The 18063-nt window shown below is 45.8% G+C and carries 16 protein-coding genes; 2 read left to right on the forward strand and 14 right to left on the reverse strand.

Annotated elements, in window-relative coordinates; all coding sequences use genetic code 11:
- Positions 1-467 precede the first annotated feature (467 nt).
- Entirely contained in the window at positions 468-1181 is a 714-nt protein-coding gene (locus M4S28_RS05055) for an oligogalacturonate-specific porin KdgM family protein (protein WP_102441629.1), read from the forward strand.
- A 98-nt stretch (positions 1182-1279) separates the two neighbouring features.
- Here the strand turns inward: M4S28_RS05055 and M4S28_RS26455 are convergent, their stop codons facing one another.
- The 3 genes from M4S28_RS26455 to M4S28_RS05065 are packed head-to-tail and all read right to left on the reverse strand — an operon-like array spanning position 1280 to position 4708.
- On the reverse strand, positions 1280-1402 hold the full coding sequence (locus M4S28_RS26455; RefSeq protein WP_256799451.1) for a hypothetical protein: 123 nt from the start codon (positions 1400-1402) through the stop codon (positions 1280-1282).
- A gap of 56 nt (positions 1403-1458) precedes the next feature.
- Positions 1459-1899, reverse strand: coding sequence for a DUF411 domain-containing protein (locus M4S28_RS05060; protein WP_004736129.1), 441 nt, complete (start codon positions 1897-1899; stop codon positions 1459-1461).
- A complete protein-coding gene (locus M4S28_RS05065) occupies positions 1889-4708 on the reverse strand; it encodes a heavy metal translocating P-type ATPase (protein ID WP_249632415.1) in 2820 nt (939 codons plus the stop codon). Before M4S28_RS05065 ends, M4S28_RS05060 begins: the two co-directional genes overlap by 11 nt.
- Before the next feature lie 300 nt (positions 4709-5008).
- On the opposite strand from M4S28_RS05065, the gene gltX reads away from it, so the two are divergent.
- Positions 5009-6436: a glutamate--tRNA ligase gene (gltX, locus tag M4S28_RS05070; protein ID WP_017088096.1), complete on the forward strand. Its 1428-nt coding sequence runs from the start codon at positions 5009-5011 to the stop codon at positions 6434-6436.
- Positions 6437-6522: 86 nt separating this feature from the next.
- Here the strand turns inward: gltX and M4S28_RS05075 are convergent, their stop codons facing one another.
- From M4S28_RS05075 to M4S28_RS05125, 11 genes are read right to left on the reverse strand one after another with little or no spacing between them, the layout of a single operon-like run.
- Positions 6523-7746, reverse strand: a complete 1224-nt coding sequence (locus tag M4S28_RS05075; RefSeq protein WP_102488681.1) for a beta-ketoacyl-ACP synthase — start codon at positions 7744-7746, stop codon at positions 6523-6525.
- Positions 7743-8468 (reverse strand): 3-ketoacyl-ACP reductase FabG2, encoded by a 726-nt coding sequence (locus tag M4S28_RS05080; protein ID WP_249632416.1) that lies wholly within the window; start codon positions 8466-8468, stop codon positions 7743-7745. The genes M4S28_RS05075 and M4S28_RS05080 overlap by 4 nt, the downstream gene beginning before the upstream one ends.
- Positions 8465-8929 carry a hotdog family protein gene (locus tag M4S28_RS05085; protein ID WP_017095983.1) on the reverse strand — a complete coding sequence of 155 codons (465 nt, stop codon included), beginning with the start codon at positions 8927-8929 and terminating at the stop codon, positions 8465-8467. Before M4S28_RS05085 ends, M4S28_RS05080 begins: the two co-directional genes overlap by 4 nt.
- Positions 8922-10121 (reverse strand): beta-ketoacyl-[acyl-carrier-protein] synthase family protein, encoded by a 1200-nt coding sequence (locus tag M4S28_RS05090; RefSeq protein ID WP_249632417.1) that lies wholly within the window; start codon positions 10119-10121, stop codon positions 8922-8924. Before M4S28_RS05090 ends, M4S28_RS05085 begins: the two co-directional genes overlap by 8 nt.
- A 5-nt stretch (positions 10122-10126) precedes the next feature.
- On the reverse strand, positions 10127-10750 hold the full coding sequence (locus tag M4S28_RS05095) for a DUF3261 domain-containing protein (protein ID WP_249632418.1): 624 nt from the start codon (positions 10748-10750) through the stop codon (positions 10127-10129).
- On the reverse strand, positions 10747-13119 hold the full coding sequence (locus M4S28_RS05100) for an MMPL family transporter (RefSeq protein WP_249632419.1): 2373 nt from the start codon (positions 13117-13119) through the stop codon (positions 10747-10749). The genes M4S28_RS05095 and M4S28_RS05100 overlap by 4 nt, the downstream gene beginning before the upstream one ends.
- On the reverse strand, positions 13091-13789 hold the full coding sequence (locus M4S28_RS05105) for a LolA family protein (RefSeq protein WP_249632420.1): 699 nt from the start codon (positions 13787-13789) through the stop codon (positions 13091-13093). Before M4S28_RS05105 ends, M4S28_RS05100 begins: the two co-directional genes overlap by 29 nt.
- Complete coding sequence (locus tag M4S28_RS05110; protein WP_249632421.1) at positions 13776-14306, reverse strand: acyl-CoA thioesterase; 531 nt, start codon at positions 14304-14306, stop codon at positions 13776-13778. Before M4S28_RS05110 ends, M4S28_RS05105 begins: the two co-directional genes overlap by 14 nt.
- A 39-nt stretch (positions 14307-14345) precedes the next feature.
- Positions 14346-15893 carry an HAL/PAL/TAL family ammonia-lyase gene (locus M4S28_RS05115; protein WP_065104919.1) on the reverse strand — a complete coding sequence of 516 codons (1548 nt, stop codon included), beginning with the start codon at positions 15891-15893 and terminating at the stop codon, positions 14346-14348.
- A complete protein-coding gene (locus M4S28_RS05120) occupies positions 15871-17694 on the reverse strand; it encodes a glycosyltransferase family 2 protein (protein ID WP_249632422.1) in 1824 nt (607 codons plus the stop codon). Before M4S28_RS05120 ends, M4S28_RS05115 begins: the two co-directional genes overlap by 23 nt.
- The gene (locus tag M4S28_RS05125; protein WP_102494505.1) at positions 17687-18049 is read right to left on the reverse strand and encodes an ApeI family dehydratase; all 363 of its coding nucleotides are present in this window, start codon (positions 18047-18049) and stop codon (positions 17687-17689) included. The genes M4S28_RS05120 and M4S28_RS05125 overlap by 8 nt, the downstream gene beginning before the upstream one ends.
- Positions 18050-18063: the final 14 nt, after the last annotated feature.

The following is an 18063-nucleotide window of genomic DNA, read 5'->3' on the forward strand; positions in this document are numbered from 1 at the left end:
TTCGTCCAAATCAAGTTAGCCACTTCTCTTAAACTGAAACATATAGAAATAGCCTTTATGTATATCGTCAACAATGTACATAAGGTGAGTTCCATCGCAAAAGTGACGCGCTTCTCATTATTCTCTTCAAAAAATAAGTCTCTCATCAAAAACTCTAAATCAGGTGTGATTCAACCAACTAAATCTAATTTTGCATCGTAAAATAATGTGATCCTGATCTGTACGTTTTTTAATCTTGAGTTTTTTATCAATTTTTATGTTTTTAAGTGACTGATTTTAATGTGTTAAATAACTTGTTCTTTTTTGATAGTGAGAGAGATCACTCTGCTCATTCTTTTATTTTGAAACGCAAATTAATTCGAGCAACATAGATTTCATGCCAGGGAGGCAACTAACTACTCAAGCGGTGAAGGTGAATGATATACCGAAGATGTGCCGCTGAAAAAATCAAACTAAGGCAGTTTACTATGAAAAAAATTATCGCTCTAAGTGCACTTTCTCTTGCTTTTGCTTCTAGTGCTTTTGCTGGTTCTTCTTACGTTACAGGTAACATCCAAATTCATGACGATGGCCGTATCCACGGTTCTGATATGACTTCTACGCTAGAAGCTGGTCACACGTTTGACAACTCTCTAGGCGGTTTCACGGTTTATTCTGAGTTTGATGGTATCCAATTGGGTGAGCTTGAAGGCCTGACTTCAGCTGAAACTGGTGGTGCGCCAACAACAGGTAACAACACTCCGGGTATCACTGTAGGTGGTGAGCAATCTTTCAACATCACTGACAAGTTATGGGTTGCTGCGGGTTACCAACACCTATTCTCTGCGGGTGAGAGTATTCAGTTCCGTCCATTAGTTAAGATCGGCTACAACTTCGATAACGGTATTTCTATTAGCAACCGTACTCGTGCACACATCGATGATACTTCTGCTAATGCTGATACAGATTACCGCATGGATAACCGCATTGGTTACACAGTGAATGCTGACCTAGCACTTAGCTACAACAACGTATACATGATTGATGCTGAAGCGATGGACCATGAGTTACGTGCTACATGGACTCGTCAAGGCGTTCAACCTTACTTTGAGTTCCGTAGCCAAGCTAACGGTGTAGATTTCGCAAACGGCGCTTCTAAGCAGAACAACGCATTCGTATTCGGTGCTTCTTACGGCTTCTAAGCCGATTCACTTGGCTGCTTAGTTTATTAGATTATTAGCCGAGTGAGCTTCTTCGCTAAATAGCTTTTTTGTTAAATCGCTTTTTGCTAAATAGCTTCTTAGCCAATTAGCGAGTAGAAATATAGCGGCACTAACAGCCCGGTTGGTGCCGCGACAAGATTTGCTTTACTGTCCAAAAGCAAAGAGCCTAGCAAGTAAACCACAGTCTTGGGTTTACTCATGCTAGGCTCTATTTTTATGACTTCTTTTTATTGCTTTGCGTTGGTCTAGTTAAGCTTTATTTTCCGTTGTAATGACGGTACTCAAACACCTGACCTTCTTCATTAAACGCATACACAGAATACTCGTCTTTCTTATCGCCATACTCCATGCCTGGTGAGCCCATTGGCATACCTGGAACCGCTAAGCCAATCGCATTGCGTGGTGGGTTTTCTAAAAAGGCTTTAACGTCCTCTGCTGGAATGTGCCCTTCAAATACGTAACCGTCGATCTCTGCCGTGTGGCAAGAGGCTAGTTTTTGCGTTACCCCTAACTTCTGCTTTATTGGATTCATATCATCGTGGAGCTTCTCTGTAACATCGAACCCAGCATCTCGCATATGTTCAGTCCATTCTGTGCAGCAGCCGCAGTATGGGGATTTGTGGTTTAGAACATCAGTAGCTAAAGCTTGTCCTGAGATTGCAGCGAGTGCAGTAAGAGTCATAATTTTACGAATCATGGTGAACCTCATGAATATGGTTTTTGTTGATATTAGAATGTGTGGGTTTAAACAGTCTTAATCTGTTGGCATTGCTTACTACCGTGATTGACGACATCGCCATCGCAGCGCCTGCAACTACAGGACTAAGCAGAAATCCGAAAAATGGGTAGAGCACACCGGCTGCGATAGGAATACCAAGCGAGTTATAGATGAAGGCACCAAACAGGTTTTGCTTCATGTTTCTTACGGTCGCTTGGGACAACTCGATCGCATTGCTTACTGATAATGGCGATGAGTTGAGTAGCGTCATTTGCGCACTTTCAATCGCGACATCACTGCCACTGCCCATTGCGATTCCTATATCTGCTTGAGCAAGAGCTGGTGCATCGTTAATACCGTCTCCGACCATAGCAACACTCTTATATTGCTGTTGAAGCTGAACAATATGCTGAGCTTTCTGCTCTGGAAGCACCTCCGAGATAACCTCGTCGATACCGACACTTTTACCAATCGCTTGAGCAACAGAATCGTTGTCGCCTGTTAATAGCACGGTGTGAATTCCGGCGGATTTTAGTTGAGCAATGGCTTGTTTGCTATCTATTTTTAATGCGTCTGAAATGCCCAATATACCTTCGAGTTTTTGGTCAATCACAATGAAAATAGGCGTCCACGCTTGCGAGCGGCAAAGTTCGATAAAATCCGCGCTAATCTCAGTATTGATGCCTAACTGGGTTAGGTATTTAAGCGAGCCAACTTGCACGTTCTTGCCGTTAATTGTTGCCTGTACGCCAAGCCCTCGTTGGTTTTCGAACTCGCTATGAGGTAGTGCTGAAACTTGTAGGCTCTCTGCATATTGGCAAACGGCTTTGGCGAGTGGGTGCTCAGATCCCACTTCTACTGAATAAGCATAAGCCAGTAACTCTTGCTCCGTTAGATTAGAGTAAAAGGCCTGTTGAACGGTTGGTTTTCCTTGGGTCAACGTACCTGTTTTATCAAACACAACAGCATCGATCTTGCTGGCAGACTGCAATACATCCGCATCTTTAATTAGAACGCCAAACTCAGCCGCTTTACCCACGCCAACAGTAATCGACAGTGGCGTTGCTAGGCCTAACGCACATGGACAAGCGATAATCAGTACTGTGGTTGATACGACTAGCATGTAGCTCGCGCTTGGCTGTGGGCCAAAGAAAAACCAAACTAAGGCGGCAACGGCTGCGATTGCGACGACGACCGGAACAAAAACGGCTGAGATAGAGTCAGCAAGCTTGGCAATCGCAGGTTTGCTGCTTTGTGCTTGGCGAACCATTTGAATGATTCGAGCCAACATGGTGCTTGAGCCAATTCCAGTTGCTTCAATAATTAAGCTGCCATCACCATTAATAGTTCCTGCTGAAACCCCATCATCGAGCGATTTGACGTTGGGAAGCGGTTCACCAGTCAACATTGATTCATCGATATAAGATTCGCCAGATACCACTACACCATCGACAGGTACTTTTTCTCCGGGTTTCACTCGTACTTGCATACCGACTTGAATCGCCTCTACGGCGATGGTTTGTTCTTTATCATCGACAATAACTACCGCTGTTTGAGGCTGTAAGTTAATCAGTGCCTGTAAAGATTTCGTGGTGCGTGCTTTGGCTTTGGCTTCAATGTAATGCCCTAAAGAAATAAGGCCGACAATCATTGCACTTGCTTCAAAATAGACATGACGCGATGGTTCTGGGAACCATGATGGAATCAGCACAACCAGCATTGAATAGAACCATGCAGCGCCCGTACCTAAAGCAACTAACGTATCCATCGTTGCACGCTTATGCATGAGAGACTGCCAAGCGTTAGTGAAGAAGCTGCGTCCTGAAGTCGCAAGCAGTATCAAACAGACCACACCAACTAATCCCCAAGCTAATTGGTCGTTAGATGTAGCAATGGTCATGCTGCCACCGAACAGACCCCACGCCATCAGCGGAGCACCGATAAACAGCGCGCTTACTGAATTCTTTAGGAAAGCTTTTTGGGTACGAAGTTGTTGCTCTCGCTGTTTTTGTTGTTGAGTTGCTGCGTCATCAACGAACTCGGCGCCGTAACCAGCGGCTTTCACCGATTCTATTAGAGCGTTTTCGATGACGTCACGTGTTTTAGAGGTGAAGACCAAGGCTGTCTGTTCCGCGAGGTTGATCTGAGCTTGGTCGACGAACTCATTCTTTTTCAGCGCTTTCTCTACCGAAGAAACACAACTTGCACACGTCATTCCCTCAAGAACAAGGTGGTAAGTATATTGGCTAGCTGCAGGTTTAGCTTGTGTCGGTTCAGCCGGCGTTGGTTTTTTATTTTCTTCTGAATCTGAACCTGAATTAGATAAAAGGTTATTGGCTTCAGAGTAGGGAGCTGCGTGATAACCCACACTTTCGACCAGCTCAATAATCTCGGATTCTTCAAGCAGAGTAACCAACGACAATTCATGTTTGGTGACGTTTAGATTTGAGGCTTGCTCAGTTTGTTGAATCGCCAGAGTCAGCTTGCTCACACACTTACCGCAGCTAAGACCAGATAGCGAAAGGTGCAGTTTATTACCCATGCTATAACCAAGCGTCGCTAGTTGTTCGTTGAGTTGAACGTAACTAAAAGGAGTGGAAATATCGATGTATGTCGGCGATATGTCGTTGATCTTCGTATTATCGAGACCATCAAACAGTGTGCGGACTTTCTTCGCACATCCCATGCAATTTAGGCCGTTGAGTGCAGTTGTGTAATGCTTCATATCGATACTCCAATTCTCATCTACGCCCAACATAAACCTTACCGTAAGGGTAAGGTCAAACATAAATTCAAGAATTTGATCTTAGTGGCATATGAATGGGTGGTTAAGTTTGTGGGATAGGCGAGAGTTAAAGAAAAGCATGGCTATAATTTACTGGCTCAGGCTATAGATTTGCTACATCGAAGCTGGATTTGGCCTTTCTACAGTCGCTTTCGCACAAGATCCGCGCATTAATCATTCACTACTGATTGTAGATTTAAGCGGTGGTGATAAAATAGCGCCCAAAATTTAGTGATATTTTTCTGTTGCAGGCTTTGTAATGGCAATCACTAAAAGAATCACCTACATAATCAAGGTATTTAAATGACGGTTAAAACTCGTTTTGCTCCTAGCCCAACTGGCTATCTTCACGTTGGTGGTGCACGTACTGCACTTTACTCTTGGCTATTCGCTAAGAATCAAGGTGGTGAATTCGTTCTGCGTATCGAAGACACGGACCTTGAGCGTAACTCTCAAGAAGCGGTTGATGCAATTCTAGAAGGCATGCAATGGATGGGTATGGAATGGGATGAAGGTCCTTACTACCAATCTAAGCGTTTTGACCGTTACAACGAAATGGTTGATAAGCTACTTGCTGAAGACAAAGCATTCAAATGTTACGCGTCTAAAGAACTGCTTGATGAGATTCGTGCAGTACAAGAAGAAAACAAAGAAATGGCTCGTTACGATGCGAACCACCCTAAAATTGTTGCAGCAAACGAAGCAGCAAAAGAAGGTGATGCATGCGTTATCCGTTTCCGTAACCCTAAAGAAGGTAGCGTAGTATTTGATGACCAAATCCGTGGTCGCATTGAAATCGCAAACAGCCAACTTGATGACCTAATCATTCGTCGTACAGACGGTGCTCCAACTTACAACTTCGTAGTTGTAGTGGATGACTGGGATATGGGCATTACACACGTTGTTCGCGGTGAAGACCACATCAACAACACACCTCGTCAAATCAACATCTACGAAGCACTAGGCGCGCCAGTTCCAACTTTCGCTCACTGTGCAATGATTCTTGGTGATGACGGTGCGAAACTTTCTAAGCGTCACGGTGCTGTATCAGTAATGCAATACCGCGATGAAGGTTACCTACCAAATGCACTAAACAACTACCTAGTTCGTTTAGGTTGGTCTCACGGTGATCAAGAGATCTTCTCTCAAGAAGAGATGATTGAATTCTTCAGCCTGAACGCAATTAGCAAGTCTGCATCTGCATTCAACACTGAAAAACTACTTTGGTTGAACAACCACTACATCAAGACTTCTGAGCCTGAGTATGTTGCAAAATACCTGCAATGGCACCTAGATGCACAAAAGATCGATACAACAAACGGCCCGGCTATCACTGAAGTGATCAAGCTAGTTGGCGAGCGTTGTAACACGCTTATCGAACTTGCTGAGCAATCTCGCTACTTCTACGAAGATTTCTCTGAGTTTGAAGCTGGCGCAGCGAAGAAGCACCTACGTGGTGTTGCTAAAGGCCCGCTAGAGCTTGCTCTTGCTAAGGTTGAAGCACTTGAAGAGTTCACTACAGCAAACATCAAAGATGGTGTGATTGCAGCAGTATGTGAAGAGCTAGAGATCGGTATGGGTAAAATCGGCATGCCACTTCGCGTAGCAGTAACAGGTGGCGGTCAGTCTCCTTCTGTTGATGCAGTGATGGAGCTTGTTGGTAAAGAGCGCGTAATCGCTCGCATCAAGATGGCTCTTGAGTTTATCGCTGAGCGTGAAGCTAACGCTTAATTGAGCTTTTGCTAGATTCAAAAAAGGGTCAGTAACTTGGTTACTGACCCTTTTTATTTGTCTCGAGTTTTAGCTAATCAATAAGCTTAAATCTTTTTGAAGATGATTGAGGTGTTAATTCCGCCAAAGGCAAAGTTGTTGCTCATCAGATATTCAACATCTAATTCACGACCTGAGCCTGTGATGTAATCAAGCTTGCCGCAGCGTTCGTCGATGTTCTCAAGGTTCAATGTTGGGCTGAACCAGCCTGAATGCATCATCTCTAGGCTCAACCAAGCTTCAATCGCACCACACGCACCAAGCGTATGGCCAAAGTAGCTTTTCAACGAACTGATTGGCACTTCACCAAAGATGTTTGCGGTCGCATTACTTTCTGCAATATCGCCTTTTTCAGTCGCCGTTCCGTGCGCAGAAACATAGCCAATTTTCTCAGCAGGAAGTTGTGCGTCTTTCAGTGCTTTCTCCATACAAATTTGCATGGTTTCCATCTGGGGTTGGGTCACATGAGCGGCATCGCAGTTGCTGGCAAAGCCGATGATCTCAGCGTAGATTTTTGCGCCACGAGCAACAGCATGTTCATACTCTTCAAGAACAAGCGTACCTGCGCCTTCACCGATGACTAGACCATCGCGCTCACTGTCGTAAGGGCTAGGGGATTTTTCTGGCGTGTCGTTTTTTAAACTGGTAGCAAAAAGGGTATCGAAAACGGCAGACTCAGTTGGGCATAGCTCTTCACCACCACCCGCAACCATCACGGTTTGGTAGCCGTGTTTGATCGCTTCATAGGCGTAACCAATCGCTTGGCTTCCTGAAGTACACGCACTGCTGGTGGGAATCACGCGGCCGCGCAGGCCAAAGAACAATCCTACGTTGACCGCAGCGGTGTGAGGCATCATTTGAACATAGGTGGTTGCAGTGATGGCGCGTGTCGACTTCTCGTTAAGCATCACACCAAATGCACCAACCGCATCGGTACTACCCGTCGAAGAGCCGTAAGCAATGCCTGTTTCGCCATTGGTTAAAATGTCGTGGCCAATCAGTCCGGCTTGTTCTAGTGCATTTTCTGTCGCAACGGTTGCTAGGCGAGACACACGTCCCATGCCGCGTACCTGTTTGCGTTTGTAGTGTTTTGGCAGTTGGAAGTCATCAACCGGAGCAGCTAGCTTAGTGTTGAGGCCATCATATTGCTCAAAACTTGGCATATATTGAGTGGCATTTTCACACGCTTTCAATTTTGGTTCGATGTGCTGCCAATCATTACCAAAGGCAGTAACACCTGACATGCCAGTTACAACAACGCGGCGGGTCATACTAAGCCTCCATTGACTGAAATTACTTGGCGAGTGACATAGCCTGCAATATCGGACATTAAGTAGCTCACTAGGCCTGCTACTTCTTTTGGCTCGCCCATACGGCGCAGTGGCACTTGAGGGAGCGCATGATCTTTCACGTGCTCATCAACCATGCCGGTATCAATTAAGCCTGGAGCGACACAGTTTACCGTGATCTTGCGTTTCGCTAACTCTAAAGCTAGAGACTTAGTTGCGCCAATTACGCCCGCTTTTGCTGCAGCATAGTTGGTTTGACCACGATTACCCATGATGCCCGATACAGACGCCAGAGTAACGATGCGACCGCCTTTGCGTTTCTGAACCATTGGCATCACGCACGGGTGAAGTACGTTGTAGAAGCTGTCGAGGTTGGTATGGATCACGCCATCCCACTCTTCTTCCGTCATGGCTGGGAATGCTGTGTCACGAGTAATACCCGCATTGTTCACCACACCATAGTAAGCGCCATGATCGGCAATATCTGACTCAAGTTTTTCGCGACACTCGCTGCGATTGCTGATATCAAATTGGATAAGACGCCCCGCGCCACCCAGTTCGGTGATCGACTTTAACGTGTCTTCAGCACCTTGCTTGTCACCCATGTAATGAACGGCAATTTCAAATCCTTCTTTCGCGAGTTGAATAGCGATCGCTTTACCAATGCCTTTGCTGGCACCTGTGACTAAAACCTGACGGGTCATGATGGGCTCCTAGTTTTCATTTCTTGTAATTTTTGTTCGGTCGGCACGTAGACATTGAGTTGGCATTGAGCCACTAACTGACCTTGGTCTTCGACTCTGGCGGTAAACACTGCCATGCCACTGTCTTCCATCAATTGCTCGGCGTAGATATCAAGGGTCTGACCTTGAGTAAACTCATCACACAGTGACTTGTAACGGCGAGAACCGAGTAAGAATCCGATTGGAGGAGTGGTACCGTTTTTCAGTGCATGATATCCAGACCATGCAGCCACAGATTGCGCCATAAATTCGATACCGACATAAGCCGGTACGGTTTGAGATTCAGCATTAAAGAACAGATTATGAGCTCCAATATCGACCTGACAGTGAATCGACAACGCCTCTACGTTGATAGCACGATCGATTAATATCATCGGATCATCGTGTGGAAGAAGTTGGTCTACAGAAGGGATATCAGTCATTTACTACACCAAAGATCAGGCTAATGTTGTTGCCACCAAAAGCGAACGAATTGCTTAAGATGTTCTTTACTTTAAGTTTCTGGGAACAGTTTACCAAATCAATCTCAATATCTTCAGCTTTATCCTGACATTTTTGTAAGGGAAGCGGTAAGTCATATTTTAAAATATGCCATGCTATTGCAGCCTCTATTGTACTTGCGGCTCCAAGAGTATGCCCGGTGAGAGGCTTGGTGGAACTGACGGGAACCTTGTTTGCAAAAATACGATGAATGGCTTTGCTTTCCATTGAATCATTGAGTGGAGTTGCGGTGCCATGAGCATTGATATAACCGATGTCTTCAGCTTGTAACTGAGCAGAATCTAACGCTTTTCTCATCGCTTGTTCTGCGCCATTTCCTTCAGGGTGGGGCGCTGAAATGTGGTGTGCATCAGAGCTATCACCACAGCCTAATAAAGCAATGCTAGGTATATTCTGGTTTGTATCAGCAACATTCAGTTTTGTTTTACTGAGCAACATAAATGCCGCTGCTTCACCGATGTTGATGCCATTTCGAGAGGCACTAAATGGCTGGCAATGTGTGGTCGAAAGTGCTTCCAGGCCATGAAAGCCATTGAGCGTCAGCTTACATAAGGTGTCTACACCTCCAACCAACACAGCATCAGCCATTCCAGAATCTAACAAGCGTTGAGCGGTAAGAAAAACACGGCCGCTTGATGAGCAGGCGGTCGAGATTGCGTAGCTTGGCCCTGTCAATGAGCAATATTGACTAACAAACTCAGAGGGATTCCCTAGCTCTTGTTTGGAGTAGTGATAATGCTCAGGAAACTCACCGTTTGCCAATTTATGTTTGAAAGCGGCTTCACCATCAGAAATCCCCGAGGTGCTTGTGCCGATAACCACAGCAATTCTATCTGCGCCAAATTGTGATTTTGCTTGCTCAATAGAATCTTTGATTTGGTTTAGGGCCGATAACGCGAGCTGGTTATTACGAGTAGCGTATTCGGCAAGGTGCTGAGGAATTTCAGGCAGTTCGCCCGCTACCTTACCAACGACAGTCGACTTGCCGTCATTCAGCATATCGTCCACTTCAACCATGTTCGAGCGGTGCTCATTTGTAAGGCAGTCGTGAATTTCAGCAACGCTTGAGCCTAGCGCCGAGTGGAAACCACAGTCTTGGATGTAAATAGGCATAGTGTTCAGCTCTTACTTGGGTTATCGACAATCGTTGAATTCAACGTTTGTATGGTGATGGTGTAGCCTTGAATCAAATGTTTGAAAACAATGTCGCCGCTAGTTTTGTCAGCTCCGGGCTCCGCTTGGTAATCAATTTGAATGATCGCCTGTTGGTTATCGTCAAACACTGTGCGGCTGTTTTCTGTGTCGACCAAATGCCAGTCGATATTTTTTAAAGGCTGAGTCCACGCCTCAACTGGCCATAGGGTCAGCATTAAATTAAATAGCACCTGTTCGGGTTGCGGCAGGGTCGCCCCAAGGCCAGATAAAACCTGTGTATCAATCACTTGGTTTTGGTACTGCAATGACAAAATTCGAGTACCCCAAGATGAAAAACCAGCTAACACCACTTTATCTGGTGTCACTTCAACTTGGACAGGAAGTTGTTGAGTCTCGTCTTGCCAGGTCGCGTTAATCAACTGGCTCGCCGTAAATGAGTATCCAAGCTCAGAAGGCAAAGGTAAGGCTAATTCGGTGTCATTATCGATAGACACACTTGCGCCAGTCGGCAGCTGAGAAACCATTGAACAGGCACTGAGTAGTAAACCCAATACAACGCCCAGCGTTATCTGTATTGTATTTTTCATCTAAAAGCCTCATGAGTTTTTGGTTTTCTTGCGGCTTTCTCTGTATTGATTGCGAGTGGAGAAAGCAACCACGCCACAAAAATACCCGTTAAGACGGTAACACCGAAGCTATGAATGGCATGAGTCTGACTTAGTGACAGTAAACCAAATGAAAGCAGCGTCGTGAGGCCAGACAAGGTAATGGCTAACAAGGTGCTCAGTGATTTCTTCTGCTCAGCAAAGAAAAGGGTGTAGTCGATGCCAATCCCTAGAATCAGAATCAGACCCAGTAAGTTAAACAGGTTTAAGGTCGAACCTAAAACGCCGGTGATCGCTAGCCCTGCGATTCCCGCAATCAAAGACGGCAACAGCATCAACAGGCTCTGTTTTACGCCATAGCGCCAACCTAAGACCATTCCAATGGCTGCCAATGCTATTAATAATAGCTCGGTGATCTTGACTCTGTATTCCGCAAAGAGAGCGGAGATTTCATCGGCTTTATTAAGGTATTTAACACCTTGTTGCTGAGCAAAGCTTGAATCGAGCCATTGAGAGAACAGTGCTGAGTTTGTAACGTCTTTGATCAAAATGACTGACGCCGCTTGTCCATCGATAGGTTTTAACCAAAGTGGTCGAACAGGTTCTGACACCGGAGATTCTAAAAATCCAGATACCGTGATTGGTTCGAATTCTGGTAGTTGTGGAAAAGTAGACCAACCTAGCGTGCTTTGTAAGATATGGCTTTGCTGGCGATATAGTTGTTCAACCAATTGATAGTTATCATGCTGGTCTTGTTTACTTAACAACTGCTGATTGATGCTGCGATATCCTGAGATACCTTGGCTATCGATTAAAGAGTCTAAGCTTGTGGTGATTTCTGCCAGTTTTTTGAGTAGCTTTTGGTCGCTCTTGGCAGTCACCAAAAGCATATTTTGGCCACTGCCTAATCCTGATATCTCAGTAATGGCTTGCTCTTGCTGTTTGAGTTGATCAGGCATCGCTTGAAGTTGGCGAATATCGTCGTCGTAGCGAATTTGACTGAGTGATATCAAGCTAACGACAGTCACTATTAATGGTAAGCCAATTCTAAACTTTTGGTTGCTCCAGAGACTTAACCAAGTATGCCAAAGCTTCGACAAGGGAAGCGGGCGTTCTTGGCTTGGTTTTGCAGCTAAAACTGGGTACCAACACACCACGCTGGCGTAAGCCGCAATAAGCCCAATCGACGAAAACAGAGCAAGTTGCTGTAAACCCGGGAAAGGTGCCACCAACAGACCTAGGTAGCCAATCAAGCTGGTGATCAGACCCAAGGTGATCGCAACGATAATATGTTTCAACCCTTTGTCGCTTTGCCATTGGTTACCAGCCGCCAAACGGTCAGTCAGGTAGTGAAAGGAGTAATCGATGGACACGCCAATTAAGCTGGCACCGAACACCAAACTAAACAGGTGAATCTTGCCGAAGATAGCGACGGTGCTTGCCAGCGCTACCAACAACCCAGTACTGATGGAAAGCAAGGATAAGGCAAGTGGAAGGGCACTACGAAACGTCAGCCACACCAATAAAACAACACCGGCTAATGAGCCCAAACCAATGGTACTGATTTCTGATTTCGCGCTTTCGGTGCCGTAATTTGCGTAGAACACCACACCGGTATGCTGCACTTTGACGCTAAACTGTTTTTCGACTTCGCGCTCAATGGAATCAAGATCAGGAAGTTGTTCTTGAATCGCCAAGCTATAAGGTGAGCCAGCCAGAGTTGCCGTGACCAAAATATGAGTTTGGTCATTAGATTGAGCGGTGAGGTACCCTTCTTTCAGAACAAAGTTACTTGATTGAACGCCAACAGCACTGATGTAGTCGCGAAATAGCAGAAATGGATCCATCGACAGTTCGGCTGCAGTGACGCCTGAGAAAGGATTGTACAGAGATTGGATGACATATTGAGCTCGCAAATCCGGCGAGTGTGTCAGTGTCTCTTTTTGTTGTTGGGTCAGCAGTTGAGCTCGGTGACGAAAGTAGAAATCGCTCCACTGGCTTTGGGTGCTGGCGTTGATTTTGCCTTGAACTTGCTGAAACAGAGTTGGCTGACTTGAAAAAGCTCTTTGGTTGAGAGCTTTTTCAAAAGCGTCGGTCGCAATCATGGCTTGGTTGATGTCGGGGGCGCTGATGATAAACACTACTTGCTCGCTCATCGAGCTGGATATCTGCTGAAAGGCTTGCTCTACCATTGGGTCTTGCTGGTTTTCTGGTAGTAACTTTAGAATGTTGCTTTCAATCGGTACCGACGAAGAAAAAGCGAATTGTTTTATTAACAATCCGCTAAATAGTACTACGATAACAAGCCAAACAAGGGCCAGACTAGAGTTGGAATTGTTGCGCTTCAGCATCTGATAATACTTCCGGTAGATGGCTTAATTGGCTAAATTCGATCACCGTGCTGTCTCCACGAATCTCTTTCAGCTCAATGCGTTCAATATCGTTGTTACCTTGTAGTGTGATGGCTTCAAATACCGCATTCATTGGCGTACTTTTGGGCTTTAGAGTGAGCGTCCATGACGTACTCTTTGTGCTTTCATTTACACTTTCATCTGAGCTTTGCTCAGTCGCGGGTTCAAACGACAGTGAGAATTGCTCTTGGAGTTTTTGAGTATCACCGTGGAACACCGATAGGAATATATGGCTGAAATAAAACGCCATCGGGTTTTCTTGGTCGGTGATGATCTTGGCTGGTTGATCAGCAAACCTTTGGCTCAGTTTGTTGTCGGTTAGCACCAAGCTAACAGGAAAGGGGGTAGTTTGTGTCCAAAGCAAACCATTCGACTTGTCTAACAGGAAAGTACCTTGTGATGTTAGAGGCTGGGCGAACATTTCCATGTTGCGTGTTTGGGTGAACTCACCACGCACTATGTTGTTTGCGCTTAATACTGTTTGCAGATCTGAAATAGAACCAACCGTAGCTGTACTTTCATTAGCAATAACAAAACTACTCGCCATCATTGAGGCAAGCCCTAGTAGTGCGATGCTGATGTGTTTGCGACTGCGTTTAAACAGACTCATGTTTCACCTGCTGCTGTGTGTTAGATACTTGAGGTTGGTCTGATTGTTGGTCGCTTGGTTGCTGCTCAGTTGATTGGGGTAAGCAGCCAAACTGGTGCCAGTGCCCGACTTTATCTGTAAACACTTTCGGTGAAGCGAAGCACATCTCTTGTTCTTCAATGGTCACCGCAACCTGCATTGTGTGGGCGCGTGTCATGCGAGCACCTGTGTTGGCATCGTGAATTTCGTAGTCAACACGCAGGCGGTTTTCCCATTCAGTCAACTTAGCCGATACCTTGATCTGATGATTGAACGGTATAGCCTTAATGTACTTTACACGCGTGTCGATGATTGGCCACATGTAGCCTGAATCCTTCATCTCATGGTAGTTGTACTCAATCTTATCCATCATGATGCGCCTTACTTCTTCAAAAAATCGAAAGTAATTGCCGTGATAGATCACGCCCATCGGGTCGGCATCTTGGAATGAGGTAATCAGAGTCACCTCAGATTGTAATGGATGAAGGATTTCAGACATAAATCGCTCTCAACAATATTGCGTAAAGGGTTAGCTACTCTATGAGTAAAGTGACCAGTGCTGACTTTGAATACGAGCAATGAAGTGGCGTAGATCGCCTTCAAGTGGTCGATCTTCTACGATAAATTCAAACTCTTTAAGCACTTCGTCGCGAATATGCTTTAGGTTTTCACTCATGTGGTGCTCATCAAGTTCATTGTGGCGTTTACGAAGCTCAAGCGCTTGTGTACCCGCCAGAAGAGATGCTGCCGCAACTTGTTCAGTCAGTTCAAGAACACGTAGACAATCACGAGCTGCGATGGTGCCCATACTGACTTTGTCTTGGTTGTGGCACTCGGTTGAACGAGAGAACACGCTTGCCGGCATGGTGTGTTTCAATGCCTCTGCTGTCCAAGCTGAAACGCCAATCTGTACCGCTTTGAAACCGTGGTTGATTGGTTTACGTTCGCCTTCAGCGCCTGTTAGGTTAAATGGCAGGCCGTTATTGAACTTGTAGTCCATTAGCTGCGCCATTTGGCGATCAAGTAGGTCTGCAAGGTTGGCTACCGCTGTTTTTAGGGTATCCATTGCCATTGCGATATGGCCACCGTAGAAGTGTCCACCGTGCAGTACGCGCTCATTGTCGCCATCGATAATTGGGTTATCGTTAGCGCTGTTTAGTTCGTTCTCAATCATTTGGCGTAGCCAAGGTAGAGAGTCTTGAACCACACCAATAACATGTGGAGCACAACGTAGTGAATAACGATCTTGTAGGCGATCACTGTTGCGTGGCGGGCGATCTGCTTGCAGGTCATCGCGCAGCCATGCTGCAACTTGTTGTTGACCAGGGTGAGGTTTCACTGCGAACAAGGCTTCATCGAAGTGGAAATCGTTGCCTTGCATACCCACAGACACCATTGCCGTGATCTTAGTCGATAGTTGAGCTAGGTATTCTGCGCGCTTGTAGGCGATACAAGCCAGAGCCGTCATTACTGACGTGCCATTCATCAATGCTAAGCCTTCTTTTGGCTTAAGCTTGATAGGGTTAATCCCTAGCTCTTTGTAGACGTCACTAGTAGGGCGAACTTCACCTTTGTAGATAACATCGCGCTCACCGATGAGTGCGGCTGCCAGATAAGACAGCGGCGTTAAATCGCCACTGGCACCCACCGATCCTTCTTGAGGAATACGTGGTGAGATATCTTGGTTGATCAGAGTAACGATCTGGTTGAGCAAATCATGAGTCACACCAGAGACACCTTGCGATAAAGAACAAAGGCGCGTTGCTAATACCGCACGAGATTGTTCGTGAGACAATATTTCGCCTAAACCACAACCATGAAAGCGTGTTAAATGCAGTGGTAGCTCATCAACTAGGTTTGGCGGAATCGCAACGGTACATGAGTCACCGTAGCCCGTTGTCACACCATAGATCACGCCTTCTTCTTTCAATAGGCGCTCTAAGAAAGCGACACCACGGTCGATCTTAGATGTGAAGGCTTCACTTGAGTTCATCGAGGCTTTTGCGCCTTGTGAGATAGCGACAACATCCTCAATCGTGAGGCGTTCGGCACCAAAGGTGATGCTATTTGGATTCTTTTTCGTCATGGTGCTTGCTCAATGTCCAAAAATTAAAAAAGTTGTACCACTGAAGCGGTGCTTTCAGTGTGTAGTGCTCAAGTCGGTCTGCGTATTTTTGCACGACTTGCTGTAAAGATTGTTCGCGAGTTTTTCTGGGTAGTTCTATCTTGTCGCTAAAATGCTCGAAATAGACATTAAAATGCGGCTTAGATTGTGAGTCATCACGTAGCCCAAATAATAGAAATACTGGCGCTTTGAGAACAGAGGCTAACATAAATGGTCCTTGAGGGAAGGGCGCTTCCTTACCCAAGAACTCTGCCCATACTGAACGGCTCTCTTTGCTGGTGGAAGTTCTATCGCCGACAATCACGATCCATTCGCCTTGCTCTAGTTTCTGTTGCAACAAGATAGCGGTATCAGGTCCCATTGACGTTACCTGAATCAGGTTTAAATCAGACTGCGGGTTAACCGCTTTCATCACCGAATTGAAACGCTCGGCGTGCTCGGTGAAAACCAGTGCATTGATTTTGATGTTTGAGTGTCTGCGACCTAAAGCGCGGCACAATTCGATATTGCCAAGATGAGAACCCAGAATCAGCACACCTTGTTGGTTTGCCACCATGCTCTCAAATTGTTCTTGACCATGAATGCTCAGGTTATCGACCGAAAAATCCCCTTTCCATGCAGCCAACTTGTCTAGCATGGTATGGCCAAACGAGAGCAGATGGTTATAACTGGTTAATTCCGCTGGTAACTCAATATTCTGTTGTTCAGCGTATGCCTTAAGCTGAAATAGGTACTGTTCTGAGGCGTTTCGTGCACGTTTGCCCGTTAGATGGTAGTAACGCATCACACCGCGTAAAATCAGATTAAATACGCCTCGGCCTAACAAGGTATAAACGGCCAATAACAGTTTGATTCCCAGCACAGTGCCGCGTTCTTGAGTACGTGACCAATGGGGTTGTTCTGAACCTATCTGTTCGGAATTTACCTGTCTTGAATCTGCCGAGGAACCTTGGCTATTTTCAGCCGATAAATTCTTCGCTGAGTCCGACTTGAAATGACGCGCGATCAATTTTGGCGCTCTTGGCAGCATGCCGAAGAACAGTCGCGTGTGCATCCAACTGATTTTTACGTTGTCCCACAGTGCATCGAAATGAGAGATCCCATTTTCTGGGTAGATAACACGCGTTTCAACGAAGTCGATATCGCAGCCTTCCCAATACAGGCGAACCAGAATCTCGATATCAAAGTCCATTCTCGAACCGACATCGTATTTATTCAGTACGGTTTGCGTCTTATCGATTGGATACGCTCTAAAGCCACACATGCTGTCTTTAATCGAGAGAGATAGGGTTTCTATCCATACCCAGATATGTGTCGCGTAGCGTCCGTAGAGCCTTGCCTTAGGCACGCTCTCGTCATAGACAGGCTGACCAGAGATAAGGCGCTGGGGCTTAGTTTGTGAAGCTTGGATTAATGTGGGTAGGGCGTCTAGGTCATGTTGCCCATCAGCATCAATTTGAATGGCATGACTAAAGCCGAGCTCTTGCGCTCGCTTGATACCCGCTTTTACTGCGCCGCCTTTGCCTTGGTTCTGATGAAGTGTTACCAAAGTCACGCTTGGGCTATCGGCAAGTGGAGTCAGAAGCTGTTTGGTCTCTAGTTCACTGCCATCATCAACAATAATGATCGGAAGTTTGAAATTAAGAAGTGATGAGACCACCGAGGGCATGGTTGCGCCGTGGTTAAAGCACGGAATTAGGAAGCAAGCCTTGTAGTTGCTTTCTTCAAGTGCGTGTTGAGAAACAGCCTCAGCGCTATTCACTTTTCTCTCCCAGCTTCATTTTGCCTGAAGAGTGAGTTTGTTCGCCATTGTTCGACGTGTAACTAAAGCTCAATTTATCTTTGTCAGCATCCCACTTGAGTGACAGCTGAATGGTCGAATCAGGCAGGATCGGCTCTTGGAATTTGATGACTTCCATGCCTTTAAAGTAACCAGGGACATTCAGCTCTTGAACTGCATAGTGAAGTGCCCAATCAATCTGTGTAACACCCGGAAGAATAGGGAAGCTCTTGAAGTGCCCCTTAAAATCGGTGATGTCTCCAGCAACATGGAGTGTCAAAGTCGATTCTTTCTCTACAGTGTCAACAGCAATGACGTTTGGTTTTCTCTTATCCATAGCGCGTGCTTAGA

It is taken from the genome of Vibrio sp. J383 (assembly GCF_023503985.1).
Lineage (GTDB): Bacteria > Pseudomonadota > Gammaproteobacteria > Enterobacterales > Vibrionaceae > Vibrio > Vibrio splendidus.

What these genes read in the sequence shown, in the direction of transcription:
- M4S28_RS05065 (WP_249632415.1), bottom strand. Translation starts at nt 4,708, where the DNA reads ATGTTTGACCTTACCCTTACGGTAAGGTTTATGTTGGGCGTAGATGAG.
- gltX (WP_017088096.1), top strand. Translation starts at nt 5,009, where the DNA reads ATGACGGTTAAAACTCGTTTTGCTCCTAGCCCAACTGGCTATCTTCAC.
- M4S28_RS05110 (WP_249632421.1), bottom strand. Translation starts at nt 14,306, where the DNA reads ATGTCTGAAATCCTTCATCCATTACAATCTGAGGTGACTCTGATTACC.
- M4S28_RS05105 (WP_249632420.1), bottom strand. Translation starts at nt 13,789, where the DNA reads ATGAGTCTGTTTAAACGCAGTCGCAAACACATCAGCATCGCACTACTA.
- M4S28_RS05060 (WP_004736129.1), bottom strand. Translation starts at nt 1,899, where the DNA reads ATGATTCGTAAAATTATGACTCTTACTGCACTCGCTGCAATCTCAGGA.
- M4S28_RS05085 (WP_017095983.1), bottom strand. Translation starts at nt 8,929, where the DNA reads ATGACTGATATCCCTTCTGTAGACCAACTTCTTCCACACGATGATCCG.
- M4S28_RS05115 (WP_065104919.1), bottom strand. Translation starts at nt 15,893, where the DNA reads ATGACGAAAAAGAATCCAAATAGCATCACCTTTGGTGCCGAACGCCTC.
- M4S28_RS05080 (WP_249632416.1), bottom strand. Translation starts at nt 8,468, where the DNA reads ATGACCCGTCAGGTTTTAGTCACAGGTGCCAGCAAAGGCATTGGTAAA.
- M4S28_RS05075 (WP_102488681.1), bottom strand. Translation starts at nt 7,746, where the DNA reads ATGACCCGCCGCGTTGTTGTAACTGGCATGTCAGGTGTTACTGCCTTT.
- M4S28_RS05095 (WP_249632418.1), bottom strand. Translation starts at nt 10,750, where the DNA reads ATGAAAAATACAATACAGATAACGCTGGGCGTTGTATTGGGTTTACTA.
- M4S28_RS05055 (WP_102441629.1), top strand. Translation starts at nt 468, where the DNA reads ATGAAAAAAATTATCGCTCTAAGTGCACTTTCTCTTGCTTTTGCTTCT.
- M4S28_RS05090 (WP_249632417.1), bottom strand. Translation starts at nt 10,121, where the DNA reads ATGCCTATTTACATCCAAGACTGTGGTTTCCACTCGGCGCTAGGCTCA.
- M4S28_RS05125 (WP_102494505.1), bottom strand. Translation starts at nt 18,049, where the DNA reads ATGGATAAGAGAAAACCAAACGTCATTGCTGTTGACACTGTAGAGAAA.
- M4S28_RS26455 (WP_256799451.1), bottom strand. Translation starts at nt 1,402, where the DNA reads ATGAGTAAACCCAAGACTGTGGTTTACTTGCTAGGCTCTTTGCTTTTG.
- M4S28_RS05100 (WP_249632419.1), bottom strand. Translation starts at nt 13,119, where the DNA reads ATGCTGAAGCGCAACAATTCCAACTCTAGTCTGGCCCTTGTTTGGCTT.